Source organism: Streptococcus ovis DSM 16829 (genome assembly GCF_000380125.1).
Taxonomy (GTDB): Bacteria; Bacillota; Bacilli; order Lactobacillales; family Streptococcaceae; genus Streptococcus; species Streptococcus ovis.
On record NZ_KB904584.1, the window covers coordinates 105,896 to 127,595 of the forward strand.

The 21,700-nt window shown below is 42.1% G+C and carries 19 protein-coding genes; 13 read left to right on the top strand and 6 right to left on the bottom strand.

Annotated features, from left to right (window positions below; translation table 11 throughout):
- The first annotated feature begins 28 nt into the window (after nt 1-28).
- Nucleotides 29-841: a rhamnulose-1-phosphate aldolase gene (rhaD, locus tag A3I9_RS0111765; RefSeq protein ID WP_018379225.1), complete on the top strand. Its 813-nt coding sequence runs from the start codon at nt 29-31 to the stop codon at nt 839-841.
- Nucleotides 842-1,316: 475 nt separating this feature from the next.
- Here the strand turns inward: rhaD and A3I9_RS0111770 are convergent, their stop codons facing one another.
- Nucleotides 1,317-3,596, bottom strand: coding sequence for a Xaa-Pro dipeptidyl-peptidase (locus A3I9_RS0111770; RefSeq protein ID WP_018379226.1), 2,280 nt, complete (start codon nt 3,594-3,596; stop codon nt 1,317-1,319).
- Between the two features lie 93 nt (nt 3,597-3,689).
- Here A3I9_RS0111770 and gla point away from each other — a divergent pair, with 93 nt between their 5' ends.
- The 10 genes from gla (at nt 3,690) to A3I9_RS0111825 (ending at nt 12,075) form a co-directional block, all read left to right on the top strand.
- On the top strand, nt 3,690-4,541 hold the full coding sequence (gene gla, locus A3I9_RS0111775) for an aquaglyceroporin Gla (RefSeq protein ID WP_018379227.1): 852 nt from the start codon (nt 3,690-3,692) through the stop codon (nt 4,539-4,541).
- A 117-nt stretch (nt 4,542-4,658) separates the two neighbouring features.
- Nucleotides 4,659-5,390 carry a CppA N-terminal domain-containing protein gene (locus A3I9_RS0111780; RefSeq protein ID WP_018379228.1) on the top strand — a complete coding sequence of 244 codons (732 nt, stop codon included), beginning with the start codon at nt 4,659-4,661 and terminating at the stop codon, nt 5,388-5,390.
- Nucleotides 5,387-6,310, top strand: coding sequence for a serine hydrolase domain-containing protein (locus A3I9_RS0111785; protein WP_018379229.1), 924 nt, complete (start codon nt 5,387-5,389; stop codon nt 6,308-6,310). Before A3I9_RS0111780 ends, A3I9_RS0111785 begins: the two co-directional genes overlap by 4 nt.
- A gap of 193 nt (nt 6,311-6,503) precedes the next feature.
- Nucleotides 6,504-7,013 carry an alkaline phosphatase gene (locus tag A3I9_RS0111795; protein ID WP_245538940.1) on the top strand — a complete coding sequence of 170 codons (510 nt, stop codon included), beginning with the start codon at nt 6,504-6,506 and terminating at the stop codon, nt 7,011-7,013.
- Nucleotides 7,014-7,072: 59 nt separating this feature from the next.
- Nucleotides 7,073-7,675: a hypothetical protein gene (locus tag A3I9_RS0111800; protein WP_018379232.1), complete on the top strand. Its 603-nt coding sequence runs from the start codon at nt 7,073-7,075 to the stop codon at nt 7,673-7,675.
- A gap of 77 nt (nt 7,676-7,752) precedes the next feature.
- The gene (locus A3I9_RS0111805) at nt 7,753-8,337 is read left to right on the top strand and encodes a DUF4767 domain-containing protein (protein WP_169333662.1); all 585 of its coding nucleotides are present in this window, start codon (nt 7,753-7,755) and stop codon (nt 8,335-8,337) included.
- A 139-nt stretch (nt 8,338-8,476) separates the two neighbouring features.
- Complete coding sequence (locus tag A3I9_RS0111810; protein WP_018379234.1) at nt 8,477-9,310, top strand: LysM peptidoglycan-binding domain-containing protein; 834 nt, start codon at nt 8,477-8,479, stop codon at nt 9,308-9,310.
- A 562-nt stretch (nt 9,311-9,872) separates the two neighbouring features.
- Nucleotides 9,873-11,093 carry an MFS transporter gene (locus A3I9_RS0111815; protein ID WP_018379235.1) on the top strand — a complete coding sequence of 407 codons (1,221 nt, stop codon included), beginning with the start codon at nt 9,873-9,875 and terminating at the stop codon, nt 11,091-11,093.
- A gap of 185 nt (nt 11,094-11,278) precedes the next feature.
- Nucleotides 11,279-11,719, top strand: coding sequence for a MarR family winged helix-turn-helix transcriptional regulator (locus A3I9_RS0111820; RefSeq protein WP_026217463.1), 441 nt, complete (start codon nt 11,279-11,281; stop codon nt 11,717-11,719).
- Entirely contained in the window at nt 11,719-12,075 is a 357-nt protein-coding gene (locus A3I9_RS0111825) for a DUF1304 domain-containing protein (RefSeq protein ID WP_018379237.1), read from the top strand. The genes A3I9_RS0111820 and A3I9_RS0111825 overlap by 1 nt, the downstream gene beginning before the upstream one ends.
- Nucleotides 12,076-12,118: 43 nt before the next feature.
- On the opposite strand, the gene pflB is transcribed toward A3I9_RS0111825, so the two are convergent.
- Nucleotides 12,119-14,455 (bottom strand): formate C-acetyltransferase, encoded by a 2,337-nt coding sequence (pflB, locus tag A3I9_RS0111830; RefSeq protein WP_018379238.1) that lies wholly within the window; start codon nt 14,453-14,455, stop codon nt 12,119-12,121.
- Between the two features lie 194 nt (nt 14,456-14,649).
- Between pflB and dinB the strand changes: the two genes are divergently transcribed.
- Nucleotides 14,650-15,720, top strand: coding sequence for a DNA polymerase IV (gene dinB, locus A3I9_RS0111835; protein WP_018379239.1), 1,071 nt, complete (start codon nt 14,650-14,652; stop codon nt 15,718-15,720).
- A 44-nt stretch (nt 15,721-15,764) separates the two neighbouring features.
- Here the strand turns inward: dinB and A3I9_RS13455 are convergent, their stop codons facing one another.
- A complete protein-coding gene (locus A3I9_RS13455) occupies nt 15,765-15,944 on the bottom strand; it encodes a hypothetical protein (RefSeq protein WP_156809206.1) in 180 nt (59 codons plus the stop codon).
- 234 nt (nt 15,945-16,178) lie between these two features.
- Here A3I9_RS13455 and A3I9_RS0111845 point away from each other — a divergent pair, with 234 nt between their 5' ends.
- Nucleotides 16,179-17,099 carry a 1-phosphofructokinase family hexose kinase gene (locus A3I9_RS0111845; RefSeq protein WP_018379240.1) on the top strand — a complete coding sequence of 307 codons (921 nt, stop codon included), beginning with the start codon at nt 16,179-16,181 and terminating at the stop codon, nt 17,097-17,099.
- 568 nt (nt 17,100-17,667) lie between these two features.
- On the opposite strand, the gene recD2 is transcribed toward A3I9_RS0111845, so the two are convergent.
- From recD2 to rnhC, 3 genes are all read right to left on the bottom strand, one after another.
- Entirely contained in the window at nt 17,668-20,124 is a 2,457-nt protein-coding gene (recD2, locus tag A3I9_RS0111850) for an SF1B family DNA helicase RecD2 (protein WP_018379241.1), read from the bottom strand.
- A 66-nt stretch (nt 20,125-20,190) separates the two neighbouring features.
- Nucleotides 20,191-20,784 (bottom strand): signal peptidase I, encoded by a 594-nt coding sequence (gene lepB, locus A3I9_RS0111855; RefSeq protein WP_018379242.1) that lies wholly within the window; start codon nt 20,782-20,784, stop codon nt 20,191-20,193.
- A gap of 13 nt (nt 20,785-20,797) precedes the next feature.
- A complete protein-coding gene (rnhC, locus tag A3I9_RS0111860) occupies nt 20,798-21,682 on the bottom strand; it encodes a ribonuclease HIII (RefSeq protein ID WP_018379243.1) in 885 nt (294 codons plus the stop codon).
- Nucleotides 21,683-21,700: the final 18 nt, after the last annotated feature.

Consider the following 21,700-nt stretch of genomic DNA (forward strand, 5'->3'; position numbering starts at 1 on the left):
CTATCCTCTCTTTTGGGAGGGAATAGAAATGAAAAACAGTTTTGAGCATTCTCCGATTATGACGGAGTTATGTGACTTAACATATGACATGTGGCAAAGAGGCTGGGATGAATACAATGGAGGAAATGTGAGTTGTATTTTGACAGCTAGTGATTTAGAATATTTAGATCTAGAGGTATGTGTTAAAAATGTAGTTGTGGAAAACATTCCCAGCAATATGATTGGTAAATACATTTTGATAACTTCTTCTGGTAGTCATTTTAGGACCTTGAAATATCATGTTCCTAGGGATACGGGAGTTATTTTCGTAACGAAAACGGGATATGATGTTGTTTGGGGATTTGAAGGAGGCAAACGCCCAACGAGTGAATTTTATATGCATCTTTTGGCTCATTCTCAAAGATTAAAAATAGATTCAGCACATAGAGTAGTAGTCCACAACCATGCACCGAATGCAACAGCTTTTTCGTTGATTTCTGAGCATGATGATAAATCGTATACATTACCTTTGTGGAGGGTCTTGACGGAGAGTATAGTTGTTTTTCCTGATGGTGTGGGAGTATTACCTTGGGAATTACCTGGTACTTTAGAAATTGCTCGCCATTCAATTGAAAAATTAAATGAATGTCGGATTGTAGTTTGGGCTTTTCATGGTATTTTAGCAACTGGAAAGGATTTTCAAGATTGTTTTGGACTGATTGAAACTGTTGATAAAGCTGCTAAAATACATTTACAAACAAAGGACATAAAGCGATATACCGGACTAAGTGATGAAGATTTATATGCTGTATGTAAAGTGCTCAAGGTACAACCGCGTTTGGGGTTCTTAGATGTTAGATAATAGAGAGTGGAGAGAAATCGGTCATTCGTAAGAATTCGATTTCTCTCCACTCTCGTATTTTTTAGTGTTCGCCCTAGAACGGTCTCCCAGATCTTTTTAACTCAGTACACTACAACTCAAAAGGTTTGGGGAGTCTTTGAGCTTGGAAATTTGGGAAACATGTTTGTCAAATTCGTTAGGGCTGTAATAGCTGATGAGATTGGCGTATTAGGGACTAGAGTTGTTTTGCAACTCGCGATTTCTCACCTTCAAGGCTCATATACCTTGAAGCACTCAGCAGTGGGTCATTGGTTTTCAAGCACTTAATAAACTGTGCAGGAGGAACACGAAAATTAGCAAAGCCAGTATTGTCTCTTTTCAATTTCTAGAGACAAGCTGACAGTCTAACTCCAGGCTGTCCAAGCTCCCAACCACTGTGTCTCGCTTGACAATTCAAAAATAAATTGAGAAGAGGCCAGGACTTTTATCCCAGCCTCTATTCTACTGACTCCCCTGGTAGTTGGATAGAGGATTGCTCCAAGTCAACTGTAATTGTCCAGTCACTATTATCGCGAATGGTAACTTCGAAGTCTGTTGTATAGAGAATGACGCGAAGCGTATTTCCTTTTTCAAATTTGTAGATGGTTGGTTGGAGTTCCCAGTCAAACGTGAGCCATTCATTGGCTGGGATGTTCTCTACTGTCAGTAGGTCGGAGCGGTTTTGTAGATTGAGAAATCCTTTTGTTACGACGCGTTGTGGTGTAGTAGCATAAGGAAGTTCCATCAGGTGTTCTTGGGCGTGGTAACGGCCGTTATCAAGGCTAAGCCGTTCTTGAACAGTTGGAAGTGGGCTATGGCGCTTCAACTCACCAACTTCTAACACTTGTGCGGATAAAAGTCCTTTTGAAACACTTGATTTAACAGTGAGGTGCAGTTTGGCACGACCTTTGAGCTGATAATCTTTTTCTAGAGGAATGTCAATGATAATCTGATGGGCTTTTCCTGCAAACAAATCTTGGTGGAAACTTGGATAGGCCTTGCCATAGCGGGCAAATGTTTCATCATTATACTGGTTGCGGATAACCTGCTCTTCATGCCCCAAAACAAATTGTTGAATGTCATGACCTCCAAAATCATCCAAAGGTTTCCAAGTTTGTTCTGCTGTGTTATCCTGCCAGATAATGGTTGGGAGTTGATAATCATTGTCATAGCCAAGCAGCTTCTGACTGAGCAGGGCGTTCATTGATTCGCGAAAATCAATAGATTGCCAGTTGTTCATATAGATATGGGCACCATTGTGGAAGAAGAGGTGTTTTTGGATGTGACTTGGTAATGCATGGAACATGTTCCAAACGTGTATAGGTTTGACATTCCAGTCTTGTGAACCGTGAGTGAAGACAACCTCACAGCGCACTTTTTCCGCATTTAGGAGATAGTTCCGGTCGTGCCAGTATTGGTTGTAGTCACCAGTTGTACGGTCGAGTTCCACTTTCTCTTTGGTGATACCTGCCTCGTAATCAGACCTACTTTTGAGGTAATCTCCAGCTTGCAGGCTACGGGAATAAGTGAGAGCAGTCAAGCTGTCCAAATCTTCTCCAGGATAACCGCCAGGACTGGTTACAAGACCATTTTCACGATAGTAGTTATACCAAGAAGAAATACCTGCTTCAGCAATAACGACTTCAAGACCTTCAACTCCAGTTGTAGCAAGGGCGTTGGACATAGTACCAAGGTAAGATAAGCCAGTTGTAGCCACTTTCCCATTAGCCCAATCGGCTTTGACTTGATGGGTGCGGCGGTGAGATGTGTAGGCGCGTGCGCGACCGTTGAGCCAATCAATGACAGCCTTGAAGCCTTCTACTTGTTGGTAATCTCCAGAGGTCATATAGCCTGTAGAGCCGAGCGTTCCAACACCAGACACATGGATGCTAGCAAAGCCACGAGCAAGGAAGTAGTCATTGAGGGAATAGGAGCTGATATGTCCCAATTTTTCAGTCGCTTCTGAAACTGGCACATCGCGTGTATCTCCAGCGAGTGTTGTGATACTTGGTTCTTCGACATGGATAGTGCTTGCAGTTTTTTCAGCTAATTCACCTTCCATTTTATGCAGAGCAGCGTCACTAGCCTTGTCATTGGTTCCTTGGTGATAAGGACTGTTGGTGATCACAGCAGGAATTTTCCCTGCAAAATGTGGGCGTAAAATAGATACTTTCACCAAGTCTGTTTGTCCGGACTGGGTCGTATCGACTGGTGTTTCAACGTAGACAACTTCACGTACTAATTTTTTTGTAGAAAAAGTAGCAAGTGACTTTCCGTTAAAGAAATGATATTCATTGTCCTCAGGAATCAGGTCGTCACTGACCAGTTGGTCAATCAAGGTATTGCCAGATTTTGTGCGCGTATTGAGCAGCTGATAGAGATTTTCAATGATTTCTCCATAAACAATAGGGAAATTTGTTTCAGAGCGAAAGGCTTCAACATCCGTATAGTCAAAATTGGGAATAAAACTAAGAAGCTGAAAACTCACTTGATAGAAAACAGTATCAGTCAGTGCTTGATCTGACTGGAAAAAGCTTAGTAAGTCTGTCTCCCAATCCGCAATCCAGTTGGCCAAAGACGCGTCTAGGTCATTGGATAAGACAAAGACCTTCTTCAAGAAGCGATAGAGATTTTCCTTGTCGGATAACTCAGTTGATAGGTCAAATCCAAGGGCAGTTAATTCTTCGACCTGCACAGATGGTTCGGTTTGGATATATGAAAATTGATTAAAACGCATACATTCTCCTAAATGTTAAAATAGTCTTTACATTACCTATTATAGCTGATAAAATAGGGTTTGTCTAAAAAATATTTGGAGGAAAGACAAAAAATGGATGTAGCTATTCACATCAAATATATCACTGAATTCATTGCGACTGCCACACTTGTCCTTATCGGAAATGGTACGGTTGCTAATGTAGACTTAAAGGGAACAAAGGGAAACAACTCAGGTTGGATTCTCATTGCCATCGGTTATGGCTTGGCAGTTATGATGCCAGCACTTATGTTTGGGAATGTTTCAGGAAATCACATCAATCCAGCCTTTACGTTGGGACTTGCGGTTTCAGGTTACTTTGACTGGGCTTTAGTACCAGGCTATATTGTAGCACAGGTATTAGGAGCCATGTTTGGTCAAGCGCTAGTAGTAACAGTTTATCAACCATACTTTTTGAAAACTGAAAACTCAAATCATATCTTAGGTTCGTTCTCAACTATCTCTGCTCTTGATGACGGTACAGTTGAAAGTCGTAAAGCGTCTATGTTAAATGGTTTCCTTAATGAGTTCGTGGGTTCTTTCCTCCTCTTCTTTGGAGCAATGTCACTGACAAAAAACTACTTCGGTGCTGAAATCCTTAAATTTATCGAAAGCCAAGGTGCAAACCTTTCTGACGCAGCTGTACACCACCAAATCAGCAACTTCTTAAACCCTGGTTTGAACGTGGCTCACTTGGCTCTTGGATTCCTTGTAATGGCACTTGTAGCCTGTGTGGGTGGTCCTACTGGTCCAGCTCTTAACCCAGCTCGTGACTTAGGTCCTCGTATCCTTCACTTCCTCTTGCCAGCTTCTGTTCTTGGTCAAGCGAAGTCAGATTCAAAATGGTGGTATGCTTGGGTTCCAGTAGTAGCACCAATCTTGGCTGGTATTGCGGCTGTAGCACTTTACAAATTCCTTTATGCATAATCCACAAAAAAGAGCAATTGCTCTTTTTTCTTTTGTGAAGAATAGTATAAATGATTGTAAAATCTCTTATTTTTCATTACAATAGAAGGGAATTGATTTTAGGAGCGTAATAAGATAGTGAAAGAACAATTAATTGTACCAGTATTTCGAATCAACAACCGTCGTGTAAACCTAGCCTTCTTTGTAGAGAATTTAGGACTAAAAACAGTACTAGAAGAAGGTGCCTTTGTCGAATTGGCAGGGCATACAGGTTCTAAAATAGCTCAGATAGTGTTAGTAGAGTCTCCAAGTATGCGGACGCGTGCGGTTCAAGGCGTAAAAAAACATCGTCAAACTGTCTTAAAGGTAGAAAATCCTGCAGAGATTGAGTACTTGTTGGCCAGAGGAGCTTCTTTTGAGAAACTATACAAAGGAGTGAACGGCTTTGCATTTGAGAGTGTGTCGCCAGAAGGAGACCGTTTCTTCTTGCATGCGGAGGAAACCATTGCAGACTTGCAAGAGGTGGAGTCTACTATTAACTTTACTGGTGATGCGAACTTTGTTGGATTGACGAACTTCGTGGTATCTGAAATTGAGATTCATACGCCAGATGTAGCCGCTAGTCAATCATTTTATGATGGAGTCTTGCCAAATCAAACCGTTTTGCAGTTCCGGGAAGCGGCTGGTGCGGATTTGTTGTGTGAAGCAGGAGAAACATGGGATTTGGAAAGTATACGGATTACAGTTCCTGCTGATGTGGATTGGACACCGTTGAAAGAACAATTGACAGTCAATTATTTTATTGATAAGAAAGAAACCTTCTTACAGACGACAGATCCAAGTCATATTGAAGTGTGGTTTGAAAAATGAGTCAGGCAATTCTTGATAAAATCCACAGCCAGATAGAGGAAAATCTGTATCTAGGGGCCAGTCTGGCCCTGTATTCGAACGGCCAGTGGAAAGAATACTATATCGGTCAGATAACAGAAAATGAACCAACTCAAGCCGGTCTGCTGTATGATCTGGCCTCTGTGTCGAAAGTAGTGGGTGTGGGCACAGTACTCATTTTTCTTCTACAAAGAAGAGAGTTGCAACTGGATGCGACCTTAGCAAGCTATTATCCTGCCTTTCAAGATCAGACTGTTACCATTCGTCAGTTGGTTACTCACACTTCGGGCATTGATCCCTATATTCCCAATCGGGATGAGCTAGACTTTGCTGGGCTAAAGGAAGCGATCCATCACATCAAAGTGACAGATGATAAGGCTTTTCGCTATACGGATATCAACCTCATCTTGCTAGGCTTTCTATTAGAGGATTTGTATGGGCAATCGCTAGATGTTATTGTTCAGAAAGAAATTTTTGAACCTTGGCAAATGAATCGGACGAGTTTTGGACCAGTTGAAGGAGCTGTGGCGACCGTCAAAGGAGTTCCAGCTGGAATGGTTCATGACCCAAAAGCAAAGGTTTTAGGTATCCATACAGGATCTGCTGGCCTCTTTTCAGATTTACTTGATTTAGAAACATTTTTACATCATTATCTTACAGATACATTTGCAGAAAACCTAACGATTAACATCAGCCCCTCTAAGCCTCGTTCCATTGTTTGGAATCTTGATGATGACGATTGGCTGGATCACACAGGTTATACGGGTCCCTTTATCATGGTCAATCGCAAAGCGCAAAAGGCAGCCATCTTTTTAACCAATCGGACCTATCTGTATGATGACCGTCCCTTGTGGATTGCAAAACGACGGGAACTACGGGATGTTATCAAAAAGTATTTATAATAATCGCCTGCAACTGAACAAAGAGAAACGAGATGAGAAATCACCTCGTTTTTTGCTGCAATGATTTACAAAAGATTTACAAAAGATTTACAAGAAATAACAGGTGATTTGAGCTCTTTACGGTACACTTAACATTGAAAGAAAGGAAAAGGAGATAGATTCATGACTTTCAATGCAAAATTGATGAAACACTTTGGGATTGTGTTGGCTTCCACATCGCTGCTGCTCGCTGCTTGTACAACTAATCAATCCAATGGGGGCTAGTGCAACAGCAGAGACTGCTACAAGTGTCAAAATTGACTGTAAAGCAGCTAAAGATTCAAAACAGGCTAAGAATTGGATGCTGTGTTCCAAAGAAGAATATGACATGCTGAAAGCAGCGTTTGAGGAAACTAAAAAGGAATATGACAACCAAAATGTAAACTACGGTGGATACATTCCAGTTTCTATTACAGCGACACGCATTGTTGATAAAAAAGCAGGCTTGGCTTGGACAACGACAGACCACTCGGGAGATAAGGTTCCTGTCTATGCAATGGGTTCAGGAGCCTATATGTTCGATGGGGAGTTTGATGATACAGATGTCGCTATCCGCATTGGAGATGCCATGGGCTTCAATGAAAAAGTTGCAAGTCCAACGGATTCACCAGAAACTGAGACAAAAAAAACAACGGGTGTAGGATTAAAAGCACTGACAGAATAATAAGAAAAAAGAAACGGGGCACAAGATGCCCCATTTCTGTATAAGACAAGGAATGACAGATGAAGAAATTGATGGTAGTAGTCTCCCTATTCGTAGGGCTGGCAGGTTGTAGTATGTCCTCTCCACAACCGAAGTCCTCGTCTCCTTCACAGCAAGTGGAGTCGCTGTCACTTCAAAAGGAATGCAAACCTTCAGAAGTTGCTCTCCCGAAGGAACGCTTTAATCGAAAGAAACAAAAGACCTATGCTGCGTTCTATGATTATTTAGAAAATCAATATGGTCATCCACAAGATACAGTGGAAAAAGAGACAGCAGATGGGAACTATCTAAAAACAGACTATTTTTTAGATGACGTAACAGGAACCCAATATTTTGTTGGGCAAAACACCTTAGCTGAACATGATGATCTTATCTATACCTACTTTGGGATTCTTGCATATTCACAGGAAGCTTTGGATATAGCCTTACAGACAACGGATTATTACACATACAAAGAGGACATTTTAGCAAGCAATCCTCACCGTCCATTTTATGTAGATGGAGTAGGTCTAAGCTATCGAACAATTCCTGTAACCGAAACGGAGACCGCTTATGGCATTTCCATTTTTAGTGAGAAGGAGTATTTAGCCTACAACGAAGTAGTATACACAGAGACGGAATAAGGAAAATGATAAAACACCAAAACGATAAACGACAGAAGCCATATATACTGTTATTGCTAATAGGAATGATGAGCAGTATGCTACTAGCAGCTTGCATTTCGAGGCCCCAATCTCATGCAGAATATATGTTGGAACATCGTGACACAGACCATCATGAAGAAGACAGCCACGACGAAACGGAGAGCCTTTCAGTTGGACCTGTCCACCATCATCATGAGGAAAACTTACCTCAAATACCTTGGACGCTAGGAATGGCAGAGCAATTACGGCAACGAATGATGGCGTATAGACCAAGCCATCAAGGCCATTATCAGGAGTATTTTTTCAGCAAACCACTGGAATGGCAGGGAATTCAAATTCCGCAACCCATCACTCAACAGTCTTCTCAGGCACCTCTTTTGAAAATCACAGTAGATGGACGGGCTCAGGAACTCCTCTACTCACAGACGGCAGAAGAAAAAGGCTGGAAAATCGTGGCCATTTTTTCCAATCAGGCTGATGAGCAGGCCCAGGAGAAACATACTTATTTGTTTGTCATGAAGGAAAATCAGCAGGCAACGATTCTTGAATTGCAAACGGTACAAGATGGAGTAGTCCAGATGACCAGCAAGGTGGCAAGTGAACTTGAGACAATCTTGCTCTCTTTAACGGAAGCAGACTAGGGGTTTGACCTAGATGTGACATACGATCTTTAATTTGATACGTTTTTGTAACAAAATTCATTCTTTTTTAATCCATTTGTTATTTTTTTCATAGCATTTATTTGGTAGGATAGGGATAACGATAAAAAGGGAGAAAAAGATGAAGAATGTTTTAGGAAAAATAACCTTAGTGACACTATTATTAGCTGGAGGAGCCTTGGCAACCGATTCGGTCAAGGCGGATAGCTACCATACGCTTCAAAATGAAGAATCATTTTTTTCAGTAGCCCAATCTTATGGAGTAGACGCCTATACCTTGGCAGCAACTAATGGGTTGAGCATTACGGATGTCATTGTACCTGGACAAGTTTTGGTAGTTCCGGGGGGACCTTCAGCACCTGTTGCCAGTGAAGCACCAGCAACGGTAGATGGATCAGCACAGGCTATAAATCAAGTAACCGAAGGGCAATACACCGTACAGATTGGTGATTCATTTTCATCCATTGCAGCAGCGCATGGAATGGATTATACACAATTAGCAGCGAATAATGGATTGACGATTGACGACTATCTTGTACCAGGACAAGTCTTGCAGGTAGCGGGGACAGCAACGAATGCTAGTACGGCTCATTCGTCTTACTATTTAGAAGGCTATGACTATGAACCAGGGATTAACTATCCAGTTGGACAGTGTACTTGGGCAGTCCAAAAATTAACGGGTTGGGCTGGTGACTGGTGGGGCAATGCTTCTGACTGGGCCAGAAATGCAGCGCGTGAGGGATTTGCCGTAGGAACCATCCCAGTCGTAGGAGCCATTGCGGTCTGGGATGATGGTGGTTTTGGGCACGTTGCTTATGTATCTGGAGTCCAAAGTGAAACCAATATCCAAGTGCTAGAGGCAAATTATGGAGGTCGTCAATGGATCGAAAATCATCGTGGTTGGTTCAATCCGCTCCATACGACAAGCCGTGTTTCATACATTTACCCACATTAAGAAAAAGAGGAAAATCAGTGTTGATTTTCCTCTTTTTACGGGGTAAGCAAAAATAAAATCCATGAGAGAGTGATGACTGGATGGAAATTACCCTACAAAACGATACTTCAAGTGGAAAAAATTCTTTCTTGACAAGAGTAACGATTTGTATTACACTAGTAAAAATTGTGAATAACTTTAACTGTGTCCCGAGAGACATAAAAGTGATGTGAAAATAACACCAAAGTAGACGAGAGCTCGTTTGGTGTACAAAAAGTTCTTTCTTTGAGGGAGGCGCCTCTAGTCAGTCAAGCTGATCTGGTAGAAAACGTTCGGCAAAGAAGAACGAAACAGAGAAAAACACTTTTGAAAGCGGGAAAAGACTACTTTTCTCGCTTTTGTTTGCCTTATTTTCAATTTGATAACAAATATCCAGAAGCGTGCTGCTTTGTTTTCTCCAGCACAGGAGAAAGACCGAGCTTGCCGTGTCTGGGTTAGGTACCACTTTCTTTTAAGATGACACATCAAAAAGGAAGTCACGATAATAAAGGTAGTCTGTGAGCTACCATTAAAGGAGAAGAGTATGTTGGGATTATCATTGGATAAAAATAATCGGCGCGCCCTAGCGTCCGCAATCGTTGCATCAGGAACAGATGACTTAAATGTGATGTTTCTTTCCTTTTCCATGTCAAGTATCATTGCAGAGCTTGGTATTTCAGGGGCGCAGGCAGGCTGGATTGCAACTATTACCAATTTAGGGATGCTACTGGGAGGTTTGGTCTTTGGCCTCTTAGCAGACCGCTATAACAAATTCAAGGTATTCAAATGGACCATTGTCATCTTTGCTGTTGCAACAGGCCTGATTTATTTTACAAGTAGCCTGCCTTACCTTTATTTGATGCGCTTTATTGCAGGAATCGGTGTCGGTGGTGAATACGGAGTTGCCATTGCCATTATGGCGGGTATCGTTCCGAAAGAAAAAATGGGACGTGTGTCTTCCTTAAACGGGATTGCAGGACAAGTTGGTTCCATTACTTCAGCTCTCCTAGCAGGATGGCTTGCTCCTTCTCTAGGATGGCGAGGGCTCTTCCTCTTTGGCTTGGCACCGCTTCTCTTAGTGGCTTGGATGCAATGGGCGATTCAAGATGACCAAGTAATGGACAATAGCCTTGGGCAAGAAAAAGAAGATACAGAAGTCGCACATATCGGACTTTTATTTAAGACTCCAGCCCTTGCGGCTCAAACCCTTGCTTTGATGGTCATGACAACAGTGCAAATTGCAGGTTATTTCGGGATGATGAACTGGCTTCCAACCATTATTCAGACCAACCTTAACATTAGCGTCAAAGATTCCTCTCTATGGATGGTAACCACTATTTTAGGGATGTGCTTAGGGATGCTCGTCTTTGGTCAAATCTTGGACAAATTTGGTCCTCGTCTTGTGTACAGCGTGTTTCTGCTGGCATCTTCTGTCTGTGTCTTCCTCTTTCAATTTGCCAATTCACAAGTGACAATGGTAGTAGGGGGAATGATTGTTGGTTTCTTTGTCAATGGGATGTTTGCAGGTTATGGAGCTATGATTACACGCCTCTATCCTCATCATATCCGCTCGACAGCCAATAATATCATTCTAAATGTCGGACGTGCTGTAGGTGGATTTTCATCCGTGATTATCGGAATGATCTTGGATGCTTCTAGCACGGCAACCGTTATGGTCTTTCTTGCCAGTCTCTATCTTGTCAGTTTTGTAGCCATGCTCTCTATTCGAAATTTGAAGCCAGAGCGTTACCAACAATTCCAATAAGGATGATAACACCATGTAACTGAACATCGGTTTTCTCTTGATAGATAAAGAGATAAACCGATTTTTTATTACCACTCATTTTTCGAGAATGAAAAAATTCGGATCTTATCACTTGAAAAAAATAGATAAAAGTATTATATTTGATAAATCAATTGTTGATAAATCAAGTATAGAAAGGGAAGAAACTGATGGAAATGAGCAGCCTGTTGTATCAGCTAAAAGTCACTGAACAACACATCACCAACCTATTTGAAAAACAATTACAGATTAGTCTGACCCGTTATGAATTGCTACAAAGTTTGCTAGAGCAGTCCCCTTGTAGCCAGATTGCATTGCAAGAGCGATTAAAAATAGACCAAGCAGCCATCACACGTCATCTTCGTGTCTTGGAGGACAGAGGATATGTCACACGTCAACGCAATCCCCATAATCAGCGAGAGATGTTGGTGGAATTGACTCAGAAAGCTAGGACAGAGCTAGTCGAATCTCCTCCTATGCACCATCAAGCTGTCAAAGAGCAGATGGCGACGATTTTGACAGAGGAAGAAAGCGAGCACTTACATCAACTATTGGACAAAATTCAGACTGGCTTAGAGGCCATTCGTATCGATACAAAGGAGAAATAATGTCTATTATTACTATGATTTTAGCGACTTTCGTCGCTTTGGAACACTTTTATATTTTCTATTTAGAAACGATTGCAACGCAGTCAGCTGCAACGAGTAGAGTATTTAAGATGCAGCAGGAAGAATTACGTCGCCCATCTGTGGATAAACTGTTTAAAAATCAAGGCGTCTACAATGGATTGATTGGTCTGTTTTTACTCTATGCCCTCTTCATTGCTGGGAATACAGAGTTCGTTGGGATGTTCTTGCTATATGTCGTGCTGGTAGCAGCCTATGGCGCATTGACCGCAGATAAGAAAATCATCCTCACCCAGGGAGGACTTGCGATTTTAGCACTCTTGAGTTTTTTGATTTAAATGTAAAAAGGAAGAAATCAGTAATTTCTTCCTTTTTGAGTGATTATTTAATCAAATCAGCAACTGAGTCATCCATTGAAAGAACTTCGTGGAAGACACGCTGTGTCAATTCAGTTTTTTGTTCTTTAGTGAGGTATTTCGTATTTACACAGTAACCTGAGATACGAACGATAACATCTTCGCCAGACATGATCTTGTCATAGACATCTTTCAAGTCCATAACGTTCAAGTTCACGTGTTGGCCTCCACCTTCAAAGTAACCATCAAGAATTGTCACAAGGTTTGTCACTTGTTCGTCAAATGTCTTACCAAGTGCTTTAGGTGATACTTGAGTAGTCAATGAGATACCATCTGCAGCGTAAGAGAAGTCAAGGCTTGAGAGAGCATTCAAGTTTTGCAACCAACCACCACGAGCTTTGTTTGATGGGTTTGCACCTGGTGAGAAGAACTCAAGTTGTGACAAGTTTGTTGTACCGTCTTCGTTGAGGTAAACACCACGGTGAACTGGAGAGTTACCCGTTTGTTTAGAATAAGCAACGTTTGAAGTGATGGTAAGAAGAGATACAGTAGCTTCTGCGTCTTTGTAGAGTTTGTGGCTACGTAGACGAGTTGTGTAAGCTTCAATCAACCATTCTGCCAATTCGTTTGAACGAGGGTCATCTTCACCCCAACGTGGGAAGTCACCAATTGTTTCGTAGTCGTAGATGTAACCATCTTCGTCACGGATTGGTTTAACAGTAGCGTACTTAATCGCAGCCAATGTATCAACTGTATTTGCGAAACCACAGATACCGAATCCCATGTTTGCGCGTTGGTGAGTTGGCAAGAAGGCCATTTGAACTGCTTCGTAGTTGTACTTATCTGTCATGTAGTGGATGATATTCAACGCATCTACATAAGTGTCAGTCAACCAGTCAAGTGATTTTTCAAAGTTTGCTTTTACTTCTTCAAAGTCAAGGACATCTGAAGTGATTGGATCAATGTTAAATACTTTGTAGTCTTTATGTACATCATCGTAACCACCGTTCAAACCAGTAAGAAGAGCTTTCAAGACGTTTACACGAGCACCGAAGTACTGGATGTTGTGGCGTTGTTCTTCATTTTCTGGATCAAGTGGAGATACACAACATGAGATACAGCTCATTTCGCCATAACCATCTTTTGCCATTGTTGTTACACCTTCGTATTGGATAGAAGAGTGTTTGTGGCTCATTGTCATACAATATTTACGGAAGGAGTATGGCAATTTGTCTGTCCAAAGAACAGTCAAGTTTGGTTCTGGTGAGTTGCCGATGTTGTCAAGTGTGTTCAAGAAACGGTAGTCCATCTTTGTAACACGGTGACGACCGTCGTTACCCATACCTGCCATTGAAGTTGTGATGAAGGTTGGGTCACCTGAGTAAAGGGCATCGTATTCTTTTGTACGAGCGAATTTCACTGTACGAAGTTTCATAACGAAGTCGTCAACGAATTCTTGAATTTCGCTTTCAGTGAAAGTACCACGAGCCAAGTCACGTTCTGCATAGATATCAAGAACGATAGGCACACGTCCGAGAGAAGTAGCGGCACCGTTAATCACGCGACATACTGCCATGAAGGCGATGTTTGTCCATTGGATCGCTTCTTTCACGTTCATAGCTGGTTTACGAACGTCAACGCCGTAAAGGTCACCAAGACGAACAACTTGTTGAAGAGCTTGGTATTGTAAGTTAACTTCTTCACGAAGACGGATAGTTTCTTCAGTGATTTCAGTCAAGGCATTCCAGTCTGCAACTTTTTCTTCCATCAAGTAGTCAGCACCGTACACAGCAAGACGAGCATAAACCCCGATGATACGACCGCGTGAGTATGCATCTGGAAGACCAGTTACAGTGTGGGCGTGGCGAGCACGACGGATATTGGACGTATAAGCACGGAAAATACCATCATTAACAGTTGTAACGTGTTTTGTGTAAATTTCGTGAACAGCTGGATCTGGCTCATAGCCATGTTCTTTCAAAGCAGTTTCCGCCATACGGATACCACCTTTTGGCATGAAGTTCAATTTGAACAACTCGTCATTTTGAATCCCAAAGATTAATTCATCTTCTTTTGAGATATAACCAGCGTCAATATCAGCGATAGAAGTTGGGCGTGTATCCATTGGGAAACGACCTTCTGCTTCATATCCTGCTTTGGTTTCGTCTACAATCTTTTTGATTTTGAGTGAACGTTCAGTTGGCCCAGCCAAGAAACTTTCATCGCCATCATACGGAGTATAGTTGGCTTGTACGAAACGTGAGACGCTTGCTTTTTCTTGCCAGTCAGTACCAGCAAAGCCTTCCCAAGCTTTTGCAAATACGTCTTCAGTCACATTTTTCGTTTTTACTTTTGTTGACATGAGGATTCTCCTTTATATTTAGTGTTTGTAAACACTTTTATGTCATTATTATAACACTTGAAAATCCATAAAACAAGCGCAAAACAACCGAAAATTTTTAGGAAAGCTTTCAAAAAACTTCCATATCGTTTTCACAAAATGAAAACCCTTACATATACGAAGTGTGGTAAAATAGAAGAAAACAGGAGGAGAGTATGCTGATTTTCCCATTAATCAATGATACATCACGAAAAATTATCCATGTGGATATGGATGCTTTTTTTGCAGCCATTGAACAGCGGGACAATCCTTCTCTGAAAGGCAAGCCAGTCATCATCGCCCGAGACCCTCGTCAATCTGGAGGACGTGGTGTCGTATCCACCTGTTCTTATGAAGCGCGTGCGTTTGGTATTCACTCTGCCATGTCTGCTAAAGAAGCCTATGAACGTTGTCCGCAAGGGATTTTTATTTCTGGGAATTATGAGAAGTATGTGGCAGTCGGGCAGCAGGTTCGAGAAATTTTCAAACGCTATACGGATTTGGTCGAACCGATGTCCATTGATGAAGCCTATCTTGATGTCACTGAAAACAAGCTGGGTATCTTGTCAGCTGTTAAAATTGCCAAGCTCATCCAGTATGACATTTGGAATGAATTGCACCTGACAGCTTCGGCTGGTGTTTCGTATAATAAATTTTTGGCAAAAATTGCCTCAGATATGGAAAAGCCGCATGGTCTGACAGTCATTGTGCCAGACCAGGCGATTGAAGTGCTCTCAACCCTTCCTATTGAGAAGTTTTATGGTGTCGGAAAGAAATCAGTGGAACATCTCCATAAAATGGGAATTTATACAGGGGCGGACTTGCTAGAGGTGCCGGAGATGACCTTGATTGATCGCTTTGGACGCTTTGGTTATGACCTCTATCGTAAGGCGCGTGGGATTTCCAACTCTCCCGTCAAGGTCAATCGCATTCGCAAATCTATCGGCAAAGAACGGACTTATGCCAAGCTGCTCTATACGGAAGAAGACGCCAAAAAAGAGTTGACTAGTCTGGCGAAAAGGGTTGCTAAGAGTTTGAGCAAGCATGAAAAAGCTGGAAAAACTGTTATCCTCAAGCTTCGCTATGCCGACTTTACCACCTTGACGCGGCGTATCAGCTTGGAAGACTATACACAAGAAGAGACCGTCATTGCCCGCTACGCCCATGAAATCTTTGAGGCAGTGGCAGAACCAAGCAAGGGCATTCGCCTCTTGGGGGTAACCGTGACAAATTTTAGTCAAAGATAGAAAAGCAACTCCTGTGACGGGAGTTGCTTTTCGTTATTTTGAAGTTATTTTTCGCAATAGGTGACAGGAACACCTTTGTCGAATATACCGTAGTATTCGTTGGTGTCTTTGGTGTAGAGGTGGACTTTGAGTCCAGGATTGTACAAGCGGAAGAGGCTTGTATCTGCGAATGCCCTACCACCAAGGAGGCTAGCAAGGACGATAACGGTGCTCAATAGGCACATAGTTAGGCTTTTCTTTTTCAAATAGGATACCTTCTTTCTATATAAATTGATTGAGTTTTTCAGTCTATCCATATTGGGAATAGGGACATGTATGGGCTATTCTCGCGTTTGGTAAGAAATTGGTTGACATGAGGAAAACCAAGATTTTCTCTTCTTTTCAAGTGGACATAACCAGTTGGATTTGTTATGATAGGAAGTGAAGAAAGAAGAAAAAAGAAAAAATGGAGGTTCTATATGATTCACCTTATTTGCCCAAATCCAGCTTTAGACCGTACCATATTGGTCGAAAAAATCGAAAAAAATATTCCCATACGTCCGGTGGAAGTAAGAGATTATCCCGGTGGTAAAGGCTTCAATGTTGCATATGCCTTAAAAGAAAACGGGATAACTGATGTGAGGATCCATACTATCTTGGGAGGTCGTATTGGGCAATATATTCAAGATTTGAACGAGGAAAGAGGAAACCATCTTTCCTTTATAGAGGTTCCAAAGACAACACGTACTTGCAGTATTTTTGTTGAAAAAACAACTGGCGATGTTGAACTTTATTATGAAAAGGGCCTGGAACTGTCACAGGAATTATTTGCACAATTCAACCATCAGCTGGAAGAGAGCCTTGAAGATGGAGATTGGGTCGTCTTCTCTGGTAGTTTGATGAAAGGGATGCCAGATGATTATATCGCACACTTTATTAACGAACACCCTCAGGTGAAAGTGGTTGTGGATACGAGTGGTCCTGCTCTGCAAGCTGCCTATAACACCCACCCTACCCTCATCAAAATCAATAATGAAGAACTAAAAGAACTGTATCCAGAATTGGATGAACAGTCTCCAGCAGCTATTTTAGAGATTTTGAAAGAAAAGACACCTCATGAAAACCTCATTATTACTATGGGGGCTAAAGGTAGTCTAGCCAAGATTGGTCGACGCTTCTTTTCTATCCAGTCTCCGAAGATTCAGGCTCGAAATCCGATTGCTTCTGGTGATTTTTACCTTGGTTTATTAGTCAAGGGCTTATGTCAAGGAGATGCTCCGCAGGATTATCTGAGGGCTGCATCGGCTTTTTCAACCGCTAACTGTCTCAATGATTTCCCAGAAGTAAAAGAAGAAGATTTTCAACGGATTCTAGCTGAGGTTGAGCTGTCCGAGCTATAAGAAAAATAGCATTGCTTACTGGCTACAAGCAAAAAATAGAAAGAAAAGAGAATTCATTCGATAGAAAAAAGAGTGAACTCTCTTTTTTGATATATGGGAAGGGCCACTTCTTTACGAATATGGATTTGTAAACATAGAATAGACTGTCTGTGTTGCTACCTCCTTCAGTTTTCAGTAGTGTGGGGGTGACTACAAACTGGACAAGGAGCAAGGAACGATATGTTTGTACATACAATGCTTGCGAGTTGGCTCATAAAAGAATTGTTTGAAATGGGTTTCAAACAGGTCTAGAGCAAGGCTTACCGTTTTATAGTCCAAACACATTTTATCGAAGAGAAGGACAAAAAAACAATGGAATTTGGAAAATAATAGGTAAACCTAATAAACTAAATCTTTTCGTAACAATCTTAATGTTATCTTAATAAAACTCGGGAGATTCCGTCAGGATAGTCTGTCTTTTATGCGAAAATCCAACCTATAAATGAGCTATTTTTAAAGAGACATGTCCATAAACAAATGTTTCCAGAAAGAAAAAGACAATCGAGAGCTAATTCGATTGTCTATGTCATTATGGTTTGAAAAATAGGGCTAAGTCTTCCTCAGTGATACCAATCATGGGGTCAATCAATTGGATATTTTCCTTGGTGAGGAGATAACGATGAGGGGCATGGGAGGTACGGTTCTCAACACTTTTCGTTTTAGTAGAGGATGAGGTAGCTACTTCTAGCGATTCAGCCTGATGGCCCGTATTGTTTTGCGAAGCAGGTGTAGTGAAAGGCTCCTTTTCCGGTTTGGATACAGACGCGTCCTCGACTGTCTCAAATCGTTCAAATAAATAGGTTTTCCTACGGGTGCCAGTGTGTCGCACAGCTTGAGCAAATGCGGAAACTTGACCAAGGAGAATCAGCTTACTTTTTGAACGGGTAATAGCAGTGTAGATGAGATTGCGTTGCAACATCCGGTGGCTTGAGTGGGTGATGGGGAGGATCACCACTTGAAATTCACTGCCTTGTGATTTGTGGATGGACATGGCGTAGGCGAGAGTGATTTTATACCACTCATTTCGCGGGTAGGTGATTTCTGTCCCGTCAAAATCAATCGTGATTTCATCTTGTTTGGAGTCGCTGTATTTGGCGGGAAGAAGGTCCGTAATGTAGCCTAGATCGCCGTTAAAAACATTGCTTTCGGTATCGTTGACGAGGTGAAGGACTCGGTCGCCTTGTCGAAAGACTTGCTCTTGATAGGCAAACTCGATTTCGCCTTCTTCCAAAGGATTGAGGAGCTTTTGTGTGAGTTTGTTGAGCTGGTCAATCCCAGCTGGCCCTCGGTACATGGGAGCTAAAATCTGGACTTCTGTTGCAGAAATACCGGATTTGATAGCTGCTGCGACGATCCGTTCCACCATAGCAGGAATTTGTTCATTTTGAGCTTCAAAATAGGAACGGTCTGCCTTTTTCTCGCGGAAATCTGCAGGAAGTTCTCCCTGTCGGATTTGGCTAGCCAGTTGTACAATAGTCGAATCTTCGGATTGACGATAGATTTTTTCGAGTGTCAGACTTGGGATTTGTGGGATTTTGAGTAAATCAGCCAGGACTTGGCCAGGACTGACGGAAGGCAGTTGCTCAGCATCGCCGACAATGAGGACTTGGGTATTGGAAGAAATGTGTTGAAATAGTTGATTCGCCAACCAAGTATCCACCATGGAAAACTCATCGATGATGATAAAATCAGCGTCCAAGTAGTCGTCTCGCGTGGACTCATTCTGTCCTTCGGTCAGTCCGAGATGGCGGTGAATAGTTGCGCTAGGAAGTCCCGTGAGTTCATTCATACGGCGGGCGGCACGACCTGTCGGAGCCGCAAGTAAGATTGGCAAGTCTCCGTTGGCTTTGCTAAGGTCAATCTGGTGGAGCAGAGCATAGACGGCGATAATTCCGTTGATAACAGTGGTCTTGCCAGTGCCAGGACCACCCGTTAAGATAAAGAGGGGATTATTGATGGCTTCAATAATAGCTTCTTTTTGAATGGTGTCATACTGGATGCCGTAGTCGTTTTCAAGATGGCGAATGGCCTCTTCGATATCAGCTCGTTCAAACGTCTCTAGAGTGTTTTTTTCAAGGAGGCGTGTCAGGTGTTTGTGGATGCCTTGTTCTGCGAAAAAGAGACTGTTATCAAAGATTTTTGTCTCGATTTGCTGGAGTTTTCCTTCCTGAATCAGACCGGTTAATTCTTGGGCAACGGCTGCAGGAATCAGTTCGACAGGACGACTTTGCTCTAGAATGCTCAGCGTTGCTTCTAATAAATCTCTCGCCTCGACATAGGTATCGCCTGTTTCCATTGACTGGTTTAGCAGGCTGTACAGTAGACCTGCACGAAATCGTTTTGGCGAATCGCTTTCGATACCAAGGTTATTTGCGATTTTATCAGCAATTGCAAAGCCCATACCCTGAATATCTTCGACCAGCTGATAGGGGTTTTCCTCAATGATTTCCAAGGTTTTTTCTTTGTAGTTGTCTTGGATTTGAAAGGCCAGTTTATTGGGGATGCCATATTCGGCTAGTTTGGCAAGGACCCGTTCAGTTCCATAATTGGCTTGCAAGGTTTCTAAAAATGCCTGTCGGTATTTTGGGGAAAGTCCTGTAATTTGGGTGAGTTTTTCTGGTTCTGCGAGAATGTGGTCAATGGGATCTTCACCGTAGAGAGCGACAATTTTTTCAGCTGTTTTTCGTCCAATTCCTTTGAAATGATCACTGGAAAAATACTTAATCAAACCAGTTGCGGTCGGTCTACTCCGTTCGTAACGACTGATTTGCAACTGTTGGCCATATTTTGGGTGGGTGACCAATTGCCCATAGAAACGATAATTTTCCCCCTCAATAACGTCGGCCATGGCGCCTGTCACGATGATTTCCACATCATCAAAATCGGCATTGGTCTCGTCGATTTCCAATAGAAGAATGCGGAAAAAATTAGCAGGATTTTCAAAAATAATACGGTCAATCGTTCCTGTAAAATACAATTCTGTCATAAGGTTTCCTTATCAAAAAAGAGTAGGAGCTGACGAGTGTCAGAGTTCCCACTCTTCATTTTTTTCTTAAAAGAAGCGAATTCGTTTGAAAGGCCACATCCGAAAGACGACCTCCCCTTTGATGGCAGATTTTTCAAAGGTACCGACAATGCGGCTATCTTTTGAAACAAGCCGGTCGTCTCCTAAGAGGAAATACTGACCTTTTGGCACCTCAACAGTAAAAGTTGATTGTCCGCTAGCATCCTGTGTGAAGGCTGAGGCAGCAAGGGCTACTGATTGAAATTGGACATTGTAAGAGTAGGTATCCTGCAATTTGTCCTTGGTAAATGCCTTTTTGTATTGGTCAAGGTAGGGTTCGTCTACTTTTTTGTCATTCACATACAGGACATCGTCCTCGTAGCGGATGGTGTCACCTGGCATACCAATCACGCGCTTGACAATCAATTTTTCTTCACCAGTTGCTTCCGTTTCACTTGCAACGACGATGTCAAATCGTTCAATCCCTGTTGTTTTCAGCATAATCAAATGCTCTTGGTCTTGCAAGGTTGGATCCATCGAATGACCATCTACTGTCACTGGGCTCCAAATCAACCAACGAGACAAAATTAACAGGGTGATAAAGAGGATAAACAATCCCCACTCTTTGATAAAATCTTTCATATTCTACAAAACCTCAATCTAGTAATGCTTGTGCTTTTTGAGTGTTCGCAAAATGGAGTTTAGCTGTTTGCTCCAGGCCACTCATTCCATATTTTTTTAAAATTTGACTGGCTACGACATCTGATTTGTGTCCTGCTCCGGATGGTAAGGGAATTCCAATTGTTTGCCCCATTTTCTCTAGATTTTCTAGAAAAAGAGCGCGTGCGATAATGGAGGAAACGGCCACCGCGAGATACTGGCTTTCAGCTTTTTCAATGAGCCGAATGGCCTGTGTGACCTGATTGTTTTCCTTGCGGACATACTTGTCATAATTTTTTGGACTGGTAAAGGCGTCAATGACGATTTCCTGAGCTTGAATGCCCTGTTGCAAGAGTAAGAAAATCGCTTGATTATGTAGAGCCACCTTGACGGATACAGCATTGTAGCCTTGCTCGATGACTTCGTTGTATTTTTTCGGAGTCAATAGCAGAGCTTGATGCGGAATCTTTTCTTTTAAAAGTGGAGCGATTTGACAGATTTTTTGATCGGTCATTTTTTTAGAATCATCCACGCCGAGACTTTTTAAAAAAGCATGGTCATTTGGCGTGACAAAACTTGCCACCACCGCTAATCCTCCAAAATAGGAGCCATTTCCAACTTCGTCTGTCCCAATTAGGTCACAATCTTGGCTGACAGTGGCTGATGCATGGGGCTCTGTATGTCCCCATTTTTGAGCGTATTGTTCGGCCTTCTCTCCTTGGAACATGACCTTTCCAGAGGTATAGACGGTGATACTGGCTCCCTCAGGTTTGAAGAAGGCTTCGATATAGGTATTTTTGCTAGGTTTTGCAAAGCGGGTAAGCTCTCGTTTGAGTTGCTCTCGCTCTGTTTTTTGTAATTGTAACACAATAGTACTCATTCTCTTATTGTAGCATAA

Bases quoted from the DNA above. Each gene is read 5' to 3' on its own strand.
- rhaD (WP_018379225.1), top strand. From the start codon at position 29: ATGAAAAACAGTTTTGAGCATTCTCCGATTATGACGGAGTTATGTGAC.
- A3I9_RS0111770 (WP_018379226.1), bottom strand. From the start codon at position 3,596: ATGCGTTTTAATCAATTTTCATATATCCAAACCGAACCATCTGTGCAG.
- gla (WP_018379227.1), top strand. From the start codon at position 3,690: ATGGATGTAGCTATTCACATCAAATATATCACTGAATTCATTGCGACT.
- A3I9_RS0111785 (WP_018379229.1), top strand. From the start codon at position 5,387: ATGAGTCAGGCAATTCTTGATAAAATCCACAGCCAGATAGAGGAAAAT.
- A3I9_RS0111800 (WP_018379232.1), top strand. From the start codon at position 7,073: ATGAAGAAATTGATGGTAGTAGTCTCCCTATTCGTAGGGCTGGCAGGT.
- A3I9_RS0111805 (WP_169333662.1), top strand. From the start codon at position 7,753: ATGCTACTAGCAGCTTGCATTTCGAGGCCCCAATCTCATGCAGAATAT.
- A3I9_RS0111810 (WP_018379234.1), top strand. From the start codon at position 8,477: ATGAAGAATGTTTTAGGAAAAATAACCTTAGTGACACTATTATTAGCT.
- A3I9_RS0111815 (WP_018379235.1), top strand. From the start codon at position 9,873: ATGTTGGGATTATCATTGGATAAAAATAATCGGCGCGCCCTAGCGTCC.
- A3I9_RS0111825 (WP_018379237.1), top strand. From the start codon at position 11,719: ATGTCTATTATTACTATGATTTTAGCGACTTTCGTCGCTTTGGAACAC.
- pflB (WP_018379238.1), bottom strand. From the start codon at position 14,455: ATGTCAACAAAAGTAAAAACGAAAAATGTGACTGAAGACGTATTTGCA.
- dinB (WP_018379239.1), top strand. From the start codon at position 14,650: ATGCTGATTTTCCCATTAATCAATGATACATCACGAAAAATTATCCAT.
- A3I9_RS13455 (WP_156809206.1), bottom strand. From the start codon at position 15,944: ATGTGCCTATTGAGCACCGTTATCGTCCTTGCTAGCCTCCTTGGTGGT.
- A3I9_RS0111845 (WP_018379240.1), top strand. From the start codon at position 16,179: ATGATTCACCTTATTTGCCCAAATCCAGCTTTAGACCGTACCATATTG.
- recD2 (WP_018379241.1), bottom strand. From the start codon at position 20,124: ATGACAGAATTGTATTTTACAGGAACGATTGACCGTATTATTTTTGAA.
- lepB (WP_018379242.1), bottom strand. From the start codon at position 20,784: ATGAAAGATTTTATCAAAGAGTGGGGATTGTTTATCCTCTTTATCACC.
- rnhC (WP_018379243.1), bottom strand. From the start codon at position 21,682: ATGAGTACTATTGTGTTACAATTACAAAAAACAGAGCGAGAGCAACTC.